Annotated in this window: 14 protein-coding genes; 2 read left to right on the top strand and 12 right to left on the bottom strand. The window is 37.8% G+C overall.

What is annotated here, in order from left to right:
• Nucleotides 1-172: 172 nt before the first annotated feature.
• A complete protein-coding gene (locus FIU87_RS11195; protein WP_152444673.1) occupies nt 173-694 on the bottom strand; it encodes a hypothetical protein in 522 nt (173 codons plus the stop codon).
• Nucleotides 695-1001: 307 nt separating this feature from the next.
• On the opposite strand from FIU87_RS11195, the gene FIU87_RS11200 reads away from it, so the two are divergent.
• A complete protein-coding gene (locus FIU87_RS11200; RefSeq protein WP_152444674.1) occupies nt 1002-1250 on the top strand; it encodes a DNA alkylation repair protein in 249 nt (82 codons plus the stop codon).
• A gap of 43 nt (nt 1251-1293) precedes the next feature.
• Here FIU87_RS11200 and FIU87_RS11205 read toward each other — a convergent pair whose 3' ends face one another.
• The gene (locus FIU87_RS11205; RefSeq protein WP_152444675.1) at nt 1294-2094 is read right to left on the bottom strand and encodes an alpha/beta fold hydrolase; all 801 of its coding nucleotides are present in this window, start codon (nt 2092-2094) and stop codon (nt 1294-1296) included.
• A 97-nt stretch (nt 2095-2191) separates the two neighbouring features.
• Here FIU87_RS11205 and FIU87_RS11210 point away from each other — a divergent pair, with 97 nt between their 5' ends.
• Entirely contained in the window at nt 2192-2932 is a 741-nt protein-coding gene (locus FIU87_RS11210) for a DUF4397 domain-containing protein (protein ID WP_152444676.1), read from the top strand.
• Nucleotides 2933-2978: 46 nt separating this feature from the next.
• On the opposite strand, the gene FIU87_RS11215 is transcribed toward FIU87_RS11210, so the two are convergent.
• From FIU87_RS11215 to FIU87_RS11260, 10 genes are all read right to left on the bottom strand, one after another.
• A complete protein-coding gene (locus tag FIU87_RS11215; protein ID WP_152444677.1) occupies nt 2979-3101 on the bottom strand; it encodes a YjcZ family sporulation protein in 123 nt (40 codons plus the stop codon).
• Nucleotides 3102-3141: 40 nt separating this feature from the next.
• Nucleotides 3142-3234: a YjcZ family sporulation protein gene (locus FIU87_RS11220; RefSeq protein WP_152444678.1), complete on the bottom strand. Its 93-nt coding sequence runs from the start codon at nt 3232-3234 to the stop codon at nt 3142-3144.
• Between the two features lie 183 nt (nt 3235-3417).
• Nucleotides 3418-4008 carry a YpmS family protein gene (locus FIU87_RS11225; RefSeq protein WP_152444679.1) on the bottom strand — a complete coding sequence of 197 codons (591 nt, stop codon included), beginning with the start codon at nt 4006-4008 and terminating at the stop codon, nt 3418-3420.
• Between the two features lie 14 nt (nt 4009-4022).
• Entirely contained in the window at nt 4023-4928 is a 906-nt protein-coding gene (locus tag FIU87_RS11230) for an SGNH/GDSL hydrolase family protein (RefSeq protein ID WP_152444680.1), read from the bottom strand.
• 196 nt (nt 4929-5124) lie between these two features.
• Nucleotides 5125-5745, bottom strand: coding sequence for an SCO family protein (locus FIU87_RS11235; protein ID WP_152444681.1), 621 nt, complete (start codon nt 5743-5745; stop codon nt 5125-5127).
• Nucleotides 5746-5835: 90 nt separating this feature from the next.
• Nucleotides 5836-8601 (bottom strand): VWA domain-containing protein, encoded by a 2766-nt coding sequence (locus tag FIU87_RS11240; RefSeq protein WP_152444682.1) that lies wholly within the window; start codon nt 8599-8601, stop codon nt 5836-5838.
• Entirely contained in the window at nt 8585-10384 is a 1800-nt protein-coding gene (locus FIU87_RS11245; protein WP_152444683.1) for a vWA domain-containing protein, read from the bottom strand. Before FIU87_RS11245 ends, FIU87_RS11240 begins: the two co-directional genes overlap by 17 nt.
• A gap of 4 nt (nt 10385-10388) precedes the next feature.
• Nucleotides 10389-11252, bottom strand: a complete 864-nt coding sequence (locus tag FIU87_RS11250) for a DUF58 domain-containing protein (RefSeq protein ID WP_152444684.1) — start codon at nt 11250-11252, stop codon at nt 10389-10391.
• Between the two features lies 1 nt (nt 11253).
• On the bottom strand, nt 11254-12261 hold the full coding sequence (locus FIU87_RS11255) for an AAA family ATPase (RefSeq protein ID WP_152444685.1): 1008 nt from the start codon (nt 12259-12261) through the stop codon (nt 11254-11256).
• Nucleotides 12262-13842, bottom strand: coding sequence for a DUF8809 domain-containing protein (locus tag FIU87_RS11260; RefSeq protein ID WP_172971037.1), 1581 nt, complete (start codon nt 13840-13842; stop codon nt 12262-12264).
• Between the last annotated feature and the right edge of the window lie 3 nt (nt 13843-13845).

Genomic DNA, 13845 nt, shown 5'->3' on the forward strand with positions numbered 1-13845 from the left:
GGGATTATTGTGCTCTTTTCCCTGTTCAACCATATTAATTTCTATGAAGCGTTGGTATATCGTGCAGTAAAAATTCCAAAAACATGATTTTTTACGGGCAGTAGCAACAAACTTTACAAAAAGAGCCTAACAAAAAGAGACAGGGCAAGGCTCCCTATCTCTATACCAAGAATTATTCGCTAAGCAGAGCAATCAATTGGTCAAGAATCTCCAACTCGTCCTGAAGCTTCTCGTTCACCTGCTCTCCTAGTAAACGAAGCTCCTCGAACTTCTCTTCAGACCTATCTTCTTTTGATGTCGGTTTCTTTTCCTTCATCTCTTCGTGGATCGCTGTTATTTCATCCTGGACTGCCTTCATTTGCTGTCGTAATTCGTTCACCTCGGTCGCCTTTTCACTATCCTCAGAAAGGCTCGCTTCTAAGGCAAGGTCCAGCAACTGGTCCTTTTTCTCCCCAATTTGTTTTCTTATTTCCAAACGTTCACTTTTCATTTCTTTTCTCGCTTGCAGTTCATCCTTGTGTTCCTTCAAAAAATTTAAGCGATGCTTTAGCTTCTCCCTTCCCTCAAGCTCCGTGACCTGCTCGATGGGAGTTTCCAGATTAGCCTCCTCTTCTGCTGCAGAAGTAGCGTTCACCCCATACATCCCACCACCAATCACAGCCGCTGTCAATACAGCAATCATTCCTTTTTTCATCTTAACTCCTCCTTACGTGTTATATCTTACAGTTTCAGTATAGGCAGGAGTTGTGGAAGAGCCTTGGTGGAATTGTGTGAAAAGGATGTGAAAAAGGGACCGCTTAGAGAAATGTCCCTTTAGCACCTCCTTAAACAGGTAATTTATCCGGATTTGGGATGATATACATTTCCTTGATCTGAAAATCAAAGGTACAAAAACCTAACACACTATGCACCATGTCAGAAAGGTACGTTACAATTTGAAAAGTGCTATTGTATAAAAAGTCATGGTAAAGAAAACGCTATAATAAAAAGGAGGCGTTTGAATGTCATCCCCTTATTTGTGTCCAAACTGCAAAACAAATCGTTCTCGCTTTAACATTATTGAACAAAACGCAAAATCAGTGAAGCTTCATCCACAAACAGGTGAACTGATGGAGGAATATAGTGCAGAGAAGCTAGACCCATTTCATCTACCTTACAAAGGGCCTGTACAAAAAGTGCAATGTGCCACATGTGGATTAATCGAGGATGAGCAACTGTTTATAAAACGTGCTGAAATCCAAAACGGATAAAGGGATGGATATCCATCCCTTTATCCGTTTTTATATTGGCACATTAATCTAGAGATTTGATAAAGTCTCTTATTGTCTCAATCAATTGCTTAGGTTCCTCTAGCATGCTCATATGTCCAGAGTCTTCTAAAAGTCTTTTTGTTACATGATTCCCCTCTTTTACGAAGGTTTTTTCTTTAGGAATAATTTGATCATTTTCTCCTGCAACCAATAAAAGCTTGCCTTGATAATCTTTTAGAAAGGGAATCATATCCCTTCTATTTTTCATGGCATTTAATGCTCCAATTGCGCCTTGTGGCTTTGTTTTTAAGCCAAGAACCTTGGTAAACTCCACTTCTCCTTTGTGGGTTTCTAAGTTTTCTGGGGAGAACAGCTTTGGAACTAAATCATCTAAAAAGTTTTCCATCCCCTCGTCTAAAATCCGTCTCTTCCCTTTTTCTCTCCCCTCTTTAGCCTCCTCATTGTCAGAGTGTGGGGTGGAATGAACTAAACCTAAACCGTTTATGAGAGCTGGATTGTTCTTTGCTAACTGTAAAGCAACATATCCACCTAGTGAATGACCTATTACTGTTGCTTCTTCAATTTCTAAGCTCTCGAGTAATACTTTTACATCATCTGCCATATCCTCAATGGTAAATTCATTTTCTGCTACAGCAGAATCTCCATGGCCTCTTAAATCAACGGCAATAATCCGGTATCTATCTTCAAGCTCATCGATGACATATTTCCAATATTCATGAGAACCACAAAATCCATGAAGCAACACAATTGCATGCCCTACTCCTTGGTCTTCATAATGCAATGAGATATCATCTTTAATTACTTTTTCATATTCTGCCATCATATGCCCCTCATTTCTTAAGTACTATTCGTTTAATTTACCACGAAAAGTGATGGGTTAAACAATGTCATCATAAAATGTTGTGAGGTGATGTTGGATAATGAAAAATCATAACCAGATGAATGTGGAACAATATCAATATCTTGCAGATTTTTACAAATATACGAATCCTCAAAAGCATTTGTACTATTATCAATTGTATTACAGTAATGTCTATGAATACTCTCAACAGCAAAGAGAAATAGAAACAGCGCCACAAGAACTATCTGGTAATTTACGATTTCTTCATGCTGCACTTAACACTCAGGAAGTAGATATCTATCTTAATGATACCATCTTGGAAAGATCCTTTAGGTTTTCTAACAAAAGCGATTATGAAGCTATTCCAGAAGGAAGCTATCAAATAAGTATTTTTCCAGCAAATACAAAAAACACACCATTACTATCAGGATATCTCCAAGTAGAAAATGACGCCTACTATACGATTGCCATTGCAGGGAACAATGAAAATGTAGATTTATTTATCATCGAGGATGATGTAGAAATTCCTCAAAACGAATCGAAATTCAGGGTATGGAACCTTTCTCAATATCCCCCATCCATAGATGTTGCTGTAAAAAAAGGAGATGTAGTTTTTTCTGATATCGGCTATTCAGAGGTCACTGAATACCTAGCAATGACTCCCATGACGGTCGACTTAGAAGTACGGCAAAGCGGCACAACAAATAGTATTCGACCATTAAACAGAGTTAGTTTAAAGCCTAATTTTGGTTATACTATTGTGTTAATAAGCCATTCTGCTGATCCAAATTCGCTTTATGCTATCTTTCTCGTTCCCTAAAAAAATGCTCCATCAACAATGGATGGAGCACTCTTTTTCTATTCATTTAGCACCAAGCTGCACCAACGATGATTAGAAGAATAAACAATACTACGATTAACACGAAAGAGCTTCCGTAACCATATCCTGCACCTGCCACTGGGCCATATCCGCAACCACACCAACTCATAGCTGTCACCTCCTCCTTAAAATCAATCTATTCCTTTATATTAGTAGCGAAAACCACCCGCACCTACAATCACCAATAAGATAAAGAGAACAACTAACAACGCGAAACCTGAACCATAACCGGCTCCACCCATGCTCTACACCTCCCCCCTCATTTCTACTACATAATGTATTCACCAAACGAATAAAGGTAAAGGCATATGCCCAGTTCCAAAAAATTTGGGTAGTTTTTCAAAACGAAAAAAATAAAAAAAATGCCCAAAAAGTCAAAAACAAATGACTTTCTGGGCAAATGCATTATTAGATGCTGGAATCTCCTAATCTTCTACTGGGACCAGCAAGTTGAGTTTGATATCATTTTTTTCTAAATCAAATGTTGAAAATCTTACTTTCGTGTCACTTTGCAATTCCAAGTCCTGTAAGGAGACATAAATACTTTGTTCTTTTGGAATTATCTTAACCCATTCAGGTAAAGGATAATTATCTGCTACATATTTAAGAACCATAGAGACTGGTACTTGAAGTCTACCGATGGACATAGAATCCTGCTTCAATAGAACATCGCCATTTTCCTGCACTTCAGGAACAAATGTCATTGTTAGGGGAAGATTCCGTTCAAATACTGTCATTTCTCCCCTAAGTTCCACTTTGTCTGTCAAGACAACCTCATAGTTAAGAGGTCGTCTGGTTTCTTTTTCTAAATAATAGCGAATCAGTTCATTAATATCCGCTTTGTCTGATTGAATCGTCAGTGCTACTCGTTTTCGGTCGTCCTCTTTACCGTTTCCCATAAATTTTAGTTTTGAATTATTAGGGAGAAAAACGAGAGCGACAGCAAATGCTGCAATTAAAATATTTACAATTAATAAACCTATAAAGGCATTTTTCCAATTTACAATCTTCTTCATTCAGTCCATCTCCACTATTCTTCTTCAAGCATTTCGTCTATACTAGTTTTTTCATTAAAACGATTAATTTCCGTTACGATATTGTTTCCTATTAATTCATACCCTTTTTCATTTGGATGAAACTGATCATCGTCAAGGAGGTTTTCTTCAGGATTAACAAATAAATCCTGGATAGGTACAAAGGCGGTATTAGGATATTGATCTAACACAGAGACAGTGGTCTCATTCCAATTTGTTACGACCTGATTCATCTCTTCAATCTCTTCAAAAAATTGATAAAAAGGATTAAACAATCCAACAAGATATATTCTACTATTTGGATTATGTTTCCGAGTTTCTTTAATCACACTATTTAAGCGTTCTGCATATTTCTCCTGTTCTTTATCGAATAAGTCGAAGGTTAAGTCAAGAAAGTTTTCTCTTACAACTTTCATTAGGTCATTGCCACCAACCGTTAAAAAAATCACATCTGCTTCTTTCAATGCCTTTTGGACTTTTGGATCCTCTAACCTTTTTAGGAGATGATTTGTTCTGTTCCCCCTTACACCAAGATTCGTGACAGAAACATTGTCTATAAATGGCTTGGATTCATAGTGCGTTTTTACAACACGAGTAAATCCACCCTGACCTGAAGTATCACCAACTCCTTGTGTTAAGGAATCCCCAAAAAAAGTCAATTTAAAAGAACGGTCAAAAAACTCCTCTGACACACCTTCTTTTTCTTCTATATTTACTGTTTTCTTCTGATTTTCGTTTTTGTCATCTATTTTAAAAAAATCTTTAAACAAGCGTTTCTCCTGTTGATTTTCTCGCCGTTCCTTTACTTTTTCCAGTACATAACCAGAAGAATTTTCCGTGGAACAACCTACAATACTTATCACCAACAAGAAAAGAACGCTTAGTAAGCCCCATTTTTTCATCGTTCTGTCTCCTTATATCACGGTCAACTCCCGAGCCCTATTTGTTAAGGAATAATATTTGATAATATATTTTTTATAACATAATTTAGTATATTTTTCAAAAAAGTAATTTAATCTTGTCTCCTACATTCTTAAATAATATGTTTTTATAAGAAAAAAACCAGGGAAAAGAAGCATTTGTTTTCCCTGGTACCGATTATTGCTTTTCTAATATTTCAATATGCTTTAAGATTTCTTCGTAAGGCACATCAAGTCCATCATAGCTTTTAATAATAACTCCTTCTTGATCTATTAAATAAAAGCTTGTACCATGTACTACCTCTCCACCATCTTTTGGCTTGGCAACAATGGTTTTGAAGTTCTCTTGCCCAAAGCTCTCAATGTCCTGTTGAGAATAACCTGTTAGGAAATTCCAATTTGATAAATCTTCTGTAAAACGACCTGAAAACTCTTTCAATACATCTGGCTTATCTACTTCAGGATCTACGGAAAATGATAGAAACTGAACGTTAAGTTCTTTTTCATCCGCCATTTTTTGTAGCTTTGCCATGTTCGCAGTCATAGGAGAGCATACGGTTGTACAATTAGTAAAAATAAGGTTGGCCACTGTAATGTTTCCTTTTACGTTGTCCAGACCAAAGCTTTTTCCATCTTGGTTCGTAAACTGAAAGTCAGCTAATTCCCAATTTGTTTTATCAGGGATGTCTTGACTGCAGCCAGCTAAAATGAATATGAAAAGGATTCCGATAGTTAACCATGTTTGTTTCACGTTTTTCACCTTTTTTCCTGTTATAATCTTCCCATCAAATCCTATCATTAATTGGGTTGTATATAAAGAATGTAGCTTACAAATTCATAAAATGCACACATTTCCATCACTAAAAAGATGGCTAAATAGTTAGCCATCTCAAGGTTTATTTCTTTTTCGATTTTTTGCTTGAAGCAGTTGATTCATTCTTTCCTCAGAAGTCCTAGCATTGCTTTGGGGTGGAGGCGCTTTCTCTTTCTTTTTGTTTTCCTCTTTTCCCGGTGAAGGCTTACTTATTGCTACTTCTTTTCTAGCAAGGGATTGTTTACTAGATGTTTGCCTTTTTATTTCTACTTTTTGAGGAAGCTGTTGCCGTTGTATCTTCTTTTTAGGCTTTTTCTTAATTGGAATCCGCACTAATCCGAATCTACGGATGAAAATCTCGACGATGAATAAAAGGAACGCCAACACGACAAAAGGCACCCATACACTTTGGCTTCTGTAAAGGTTTTTATGCCATGGTCTAAAAGCATCCTTAGGTTCTTCCAGAATCTTTCCATTCATATTTCCTGTAAGTGTCTCTAATAGCTCCATGTTTACAGGTCTTTGTTCATACTCTGTGGAAAACGGGACGACAATGCCGCTTTTAAAGGTAGAAATTACTTCGCCTTCCTCTTCCTGCATCACATTAAGAAAGTAGATATCAGGCAGTGCGGAAAACTCCAGTTCATATTGGCCTGGGCCAACCATTTTGCTTGTAACATTTTCTATCTTTTGTCCTTTATTATCGGTTACTGAAATGGCAAGTGGCAATAGATTGTTGTCTGTAGCATCTATCTTAAGCGAAACTTTGCCCCCTTCTACCATAGAAGAAACGAAGTAAGATCCTGTTTGATAGGATGGTAATGACCAAGTAAGTAGATCATTCCAAAATCCAGACCATTGCTCCCACGATGGAAAATCGCCACTCCAAGCCCCGGAAACATCCGTTGTCCAAGCAATTGATCTACCTAGCCCATAACTCATTCTTGAAAGAATTGGGTCTTTCTTTTCACTTTCCACAATAAGATCTGCCCGTGGTTTTAGGGTAGTAGCTACATAAGCATTTATACTTGGTGTTCCGCTCTTAAATCTTGAAGACCAATCGTAACCATCATATACAGAAGGGACATGTGGATTATCTTCAATATATGTTTTGGTAGTTAAGGCGGTTTCTCTTGATAAGATACTCGGCACAGCGCTTGCATCATACACTTCGTAAAATCTACCTGTGCCCAAACCTGCAAGCTCTTCAAGTAGGTTAATATCCGCATCCCCACCAATAGCGACGGTTGATAGAGTTACATTTTTAGACAGACCCTCTTCTATGATTTCCTCATACGGCCCATTTTCTGACTGCCCATCTGTAAGAAGGATAATATGCTTTCTTTTTAAATTCATTTCACTCAGCTGTCCATATGCTTCGCTTAGAGCAGGGAAGATATTGGTTCCTCCTCCAAGAGCGGTAGAGCGAATAGAATTGATTACTTCTTCCTTATCGGAAATTGGCTTTGTTTCCACTACTTGCCAAGACTCTGTATCAAAAGCAATGAATCCAAAGGTGTCATCATCCTTTAAAAGCTCTACAGACCTTGCTGCTGCTTCTTTTGCCAGCTCAAATTTTTCTCCCATCATACTTCCTGATCGATCTAACACGATTATTAACCCTAGTGATGGTATTTCTTTTTTCCCTTTTACATCCATATCGACAGGGAGGAGCTTTTCAATTGGCGTTTTGAAATAGCCCCCAAGCCCATAGGATTCATTCCCACCTGTCATGATAAACCCTGTGCCAAAATCTCTAACGGCACTTTCCATCAATTCCATTTGTGTTTCACTTAAGTGATGACCTGAAATGTTATGTAGGATAATGCTATCATAATCAAGAAATCCAGATAAGGTGGTAGGAAGTAGTTCTGGCAGCATTCGGTCCACTTTCCACCCACTCGCTGTAAGAGCTTGAAACACATTTTCCCCTTCTCCTTCTTGATCCACCATTAAGATTTTTGGCTGACCTGATACTTGTGTAAGGGCATGTGATACATTATTTTCCACAATCTGATCACTTTTTGGATAAATCTCTGCTTTAAAAGTGGACATTCCTGGTTCACTTACTTTAAATTGATAGGAAAACTGATTGGTTCCTTTAGCGATGTCTACTTCTTCTTTTACTATCGTTTCTTCGTTTTTAGTTACAACTAAAGTAGCCGTCGTATCCACGTTAGAATCCAACACAATTTGAAGAGGAATAGCTTCCCCTTCAAAGCTTGTTTGTGGGGAAACGAATGATTGTATGGATACATCCTCCACATTAGGTGGCTGAAAAGAAATGGCATCAAGCTCGATGTTTTCTTTATTACCTAATCGTGACAAGCGTTCACCTTTTCCATTTGTCTCTACACCATCACTAATAAGGACAATTCTGCCTTTTTTATTTTCTGGAATCGTGTTGGTAGCGAATCTAATCGCCTCTTCTATATTGGTGAATTGAGATTCTGTGTTTATTGATAAATTCGAAACGGTATCACTTTCAGATGTAAAAGATTTATCAAGCTTCGGTTTATTTGCAAATGTGACAATACTGTACTGATCTTCTTCCTGCTTAGTCTTAATACTTTCATTTATTGTAGCAAGAATCTCTGTTTCCACCCTTTTTACACTGTCTGATTGATCAACCAAAAACACCGTATGCAAGCCTTTAACAGGATAAAGGAGAGAAGGAATGGTAAGGGCTAAAATTAATAGCAAATATACGGCTCCTCGTAAAGAAAAGATTACATACTCCTTTTTGGTTTTTTTTCTTTTCTTCATCCAGTAAAGATAAAGACTAATCAGCATTGGTATTACTATTAATAGCATGAGAGGATGCTCAAGTTGAAATCCCACGTCTATACACCTCCCATTCTAGAAAAAGGATGAAGAGTGCTAGTAAAATAAATACATAGCTGATATCCATTTTCACATTAGCCTTTGTTGAATCTGTGGTTGCTCCACCTGCAGATACAGTGAATCCTTCGTCAGATTTCGTTGTTTTCTCACCATCTGGAAGCATTACATATAATTTTTTTGACAATTCTTGGCCGTTTTCTACTTCTTTAAAGGTATAAAGACCCGGCTTGGCTGGAACTTGAATAGCCTCATTGGGATCGTTATAGGAACGAACCAGATTGTTGTCAAAATTGAAAAATTCCAGCTTCTCTGTTTTGGGATCAGGAACAAAATCAAGATACTGTCCCGGATAAAAATATCCTAGCTTTTCCTGTTTTTCTGTGAGCTGTTGAATGGCATGATACATAAACAACGGGAACCCTGTGTGAAGGGGCCAATCGCTATCAGAAAGGTCAAACAAGACCACAACAGCAGGTGATCCTTCGAATTCGCCACTTTTTATTAAAGGAGAATCTCCTTTCTTAGCAATTACTTCCATGTTTTTAAACACTTCTGCTGTATATACGCTATCTACATATACTTTATCTATTTCAACTGATTGCATTAGGGCATGGGTGTGATCAAAATTCATTTCTCCAGATGCTTCTTTTTTTCCATCCTCTTGTGCTACAAAAATTAGTTTAGGACCCATTGGCCACTCATCTTTTGGCATTCCTTGTAAAATATGAATACCTGAGAGCTCATCTATTTCTGTTTTGGCACTAGTTAAATGAACAACGTCCTCACTCGCAATTTCTGCTGCTTTCCTGGCAAAGGGATGAATGGTTCCATGAAGATACACTGTACCTGTTTCCTCTATGGGAGAAAAAGCATATAGTTCATTATCTAACTCATAAGCATGATCACCCGTGATAACAGCTTTATAGACGTCCGAAGGTGGGAGATTTTCAATGTATACATTTTTTGAACTGTTTGCCTCGATGTTTTCGGTTCTTTTTTCAAGCACGGTCCCATCATTGTTGGTAATCACTAACTCCGCTTCTTTAGGTGATTTTCCTTCGTTTTTAATGGTGACAACGCCAATCATTTTATTTTGCTGGGAAGCTACTCCAAAGGTATTTAGAGCGAGGTTTTCACTACTAGTTCCTAAGTTATATGCTACAAAGGTAGTATTTTCATGAAAGGTAAGGTCTGCTTCTTTTGAAAGATTGTCAGTCAGCACGTGAATTTGCCCTTCCTCGTCTCCTAATAGATTTTTAGCCAGTTCGATGGAGTCTAATAGATTGGCATTCCCATATGTAGATTCCATTGCATCAATATCATCGATTACTTCCTTTGATGACATTGTTTTTTCAACTATAATTTCTGGGAATTCTTTCGCATGGACAAGTGTTATTGATTGATCCTCTACCTTTGAAAGCAGCGTTCTAGCCTCTTCTTTAGCAAGCTGGAGCCTTGATTTTCCATCCTCTTTTGCAGTCATGGATGCTGAAGTATCGAGAATAATAACAATATGATTCCCTTTCAATCCATCCTTGTTAAAAAATGGTTGAGCTAATGTGAATATTAATAATAACAGCGCGAGTAATTGAAGGTATAAAAGTAAATGATGCTGAAGCTTCTTCCACCATTTTTGTGCCTCAAATTCATTCATCCACTCCTGCCAAAGTAGCACAGAAGGAATATTCTTAGTTTCATATTGTTTACGGAAGAAGTACATTACAATCACTATTAATAAAAATGCGCTGAATAAAAAATATATTGGTGCTGAAAAACCCATATTATCACCTAATCCAACCTTTAGTGGTCATCCTATTAAATATTATATCTTCCACCTTTTCTTCTGTATGGCAAGTAAGGTAGGAAATGCCCCTTTCAAAGCAGAAATTTCCGAGTGTTTCCATTCGTTGTTTCATTTTCTCCTGATAATTCTTCCGAGTATAATCCGAGACCGTTACATTGACTTCCTGGTTGGTCTCACTGTCTACCAGCATAAAGTCTCCATCAAAGCTAGGGACGAGTTCATCTTTTTCTAGTACCTGTAAAAGATAAACAGTTTGGCGGTTTGCTTGAATTAATTTTAACGATTGTAAAACGCTTTCAAGTGGCTCCATTAAGTCCGTTATAACGACAGATACACTTGCTTTTCTTTGCAAATGTCTACCGATTACTTCAGAAAATAACAAAGATGAATCTTCTGGTGTTAGGCTTTCCACGTATTCCATCATTTTATAGAGATGAGCTTTTCCTTTTCTGTACAAGTATGGCGCTTGTTCTCCATTAACACTGACAATCGAAATCCTATCATCATTACTTAGTCCGATATAGCCAAAAGCAGCAGTTAACGTCTTAGCTAGCTTCCATTTCTCCATGGAAGTCGTCATAGATTTTGTGCAATCCAAATAAATAGCTGCCGTTAGCTCCTGCTCATCTAAATACCTTTTGATATAATGCTTTTGAGTACGAGCATAAATATTCCAATCTATTTGACGCAGATCATCCCCTAATTCATACATACGATAATCTGAAAAATCATGAGAGGATCCAAAACGGGAAGACCTTCTTGCGCCTTTATGCCAGCTTCTCTTTAGTTTACCTGCTTGAAGGGTATATGCACCAAGTTGCTTGGATAATATCGCGTTTAACATACTACCTACCAATTAAACCCTTATCAATATGTTGTATCACTTCTTCTAAAATCTCATCCTCTTTCACACCAGTTGCTTCTCCTTCAAAATTGAGGAATAATCTGTGTCGAAGAACTGGGATGGCTGCATGTTTAATGTCTCCTTTCGAGACATGCAATCTTCCGTTGCAAAAAGCTCTTGCCTTAGCAACACGAATTAAGCTTTGAATACCACGTGGTCCTACACCGTAACGAATGTATTTTCTTACCATCTCACTAGCTTGTTCCTGTTCAGGGTGTGTTGCTTGGATTAAATGAACCGCATAATCCAGGAGATCCTGCGAAACAAGAATTTCCTTCACCGCATGCTGAATTTTTTTCATGGTTTCAATATCTAATAAACTCTGTACTTGATAAGTCTCTGTACCTGTTGTTCGTTTAATAATTTCATAGAGCTCTTCTTTTTTGGGATATCCCATATGAATTTTCAATAGAAAGCGGTCCATTTGAGCCTCTGGCAATGGATAAGTACCTTCCATATCAACAGGATTTTGCGTTGCAAGGACGAAAAATGGGGTAGCAACTTTACGAGTTTCTCCCATGATTGTTACCGTTTTTTCTGCCATTGCTTCTAATAGAGAGCTTTGGGTTTTTGGTGTTGCACGATTTATTTCGTCAGCAAGAACGATATTTGAAAAGATCGGCCCTTCATGAAACACAAAGGACTGCTTACCGTTTTCATGAATTTCAATCATTTTCGTACCAGTAATATCAGAGGGCATAAGGTCTGGTGTAAATTGAATTCTTGAAAATTGGAAGTTTAGCACTTCAGAGATTGTCCGGACTAACATTGTTTTACCAACACCAGGCATTCCTTCAAGCAAGGCGTGTCCATCAGAAAGCATCGCCCACAACACTTGTTCTGTTACTTCCTCCTGGCCAACAATCACTTTCCCAATTTCATTTTTCACTTTTTGTAATGTATCTTGAAAATGTTTTAGTTCTATCTCTTTTTCTTCGAGACTTATCATTTAATCAGCTCCCTTTGGCTCTACTTCACTGAAATATTGTTTAACGATGTTCTCGAGTCTTGAAGGTAATTGCATTCTTTGCAATGCTTCCCTATTGGAACGATCGTAAGAAGAATACACATCCTCATAGGACCTGACAACACCCTTTAATGTGGGAGAATCTGGAGCATCCTCATATTGCGATTGCCCTTCTCTCATTTGTCCTCCGTCTGTTTCCGTTTTTCTCTCTCCATCCATAAAAGAAGGTACGGTGAAATTCTGTTCTCCAACTCCTACCCCACCTCCAAGTCCACCGCCACCTTGGCCTTGGCCTTGACCTTGTCCTTGGCCTTGACCTTGACCTTGGCCTTGACCTTGGCCTTGACCTTGACCTTGGCCTTGACCTTGTCCCTGGCCTTGACCCTGGCCTTGACCTTGTCCTTGTCCTTGATCCTGGCCTTGACCTTGTTCTTGATTTTGATTCTGACCTTGATTTTGTCCTTGGGTTTGATTTTGAGCAGTGCCGTTCGAATTAGACAATGCTAATGCACTCGGATTTAGTTCTGAGCTCATCATATTGTTAAACATATTAATAGAAGCATCATGCATTAAAGCATGTAATTGCTCCATAGAAGGCAGGCTATCTATGTCTTTCAACATTTCTTCAAGTTGTTCCATTAAAGCTTCTAGCTCTTTCTCTAGCATGGCATTCATGTCCACTTCATTATCTAAAAGTTGCTCTGACAACTTTTCTAATTCTTCCATTTCTTCTGGTGTTAATTCATTTAATCGATTTTTCTTATCATTTAACTGTTTTTTCAGTTCTTCGTTTTTCCCGTTTAGAGCAAGATTTGCTAATGAGTTTTCAGGTTGTTCCTTGGCAAGCTCTTGCAGCTTTTCCTCTTTCTCTTTCAGTTCTTTCATACGTTCATGGTATTCATTTTCTTTTTCCATTAATTCTTTTAATAGCTCATTTGCATCTTCTTTTTTACTTAGCTCTTTCAACTCTTCTAATTGCTCTTCTATCTTTTTATCATCTAATTTGTCCGTCTCTTTTTTCATTTCCTCGAGGGTTTCTTTTATTATTTCCTTTTCTTTTTCCACTGCCTCCGCTTCATTCATGGTACTGTTTGGAAACAAGATAGATCCTGCTCCAAGAAGTATGGTTAGTAAGGAGACTAGAATTAGCTTTGGATAGAAATGTTTCAGCTTTGCTTTTCTAATTTCATCATCCTTACTTTTCAGGCAGGTAAGGGTCTCTTTGCGTTGCAGCTGCGCGATGAAAGAAGTATCCTCAACATAATCAAGCGTGGTAGTTAATCTGTCTTCTTCTAAAAATTGATCACAATAGCGCGCAGCATCCCTAGTAGTAGGACGTATCTTCCAGAAAAAGAGTAATGCAACAATAAATGCGATTCCACTTGACCATAATGTTTTCTCTAACATGTAAGGAGTGACAACCATTCGAGCTACACATGCTATTAAAAGGAAGGTAAGACTTGCTGCTAGAAGGGCAATTTGAGCTTGTTTCGTAAGCTTTTGCAACCTCAACTTCTTTCTCATAGAAAGTAGAAACTGCAGTATTTTGTCTTTTTCCATCATCGC

The organism is Bacillus sp. THAF10, from assembly GCF_009363695.1.
Taxonomy (GTDB): domain Bacteria; phylum Bacillota; class Bacilli; order Bacillales; family Bacillaceae_I; genus Sutcliffiella_A.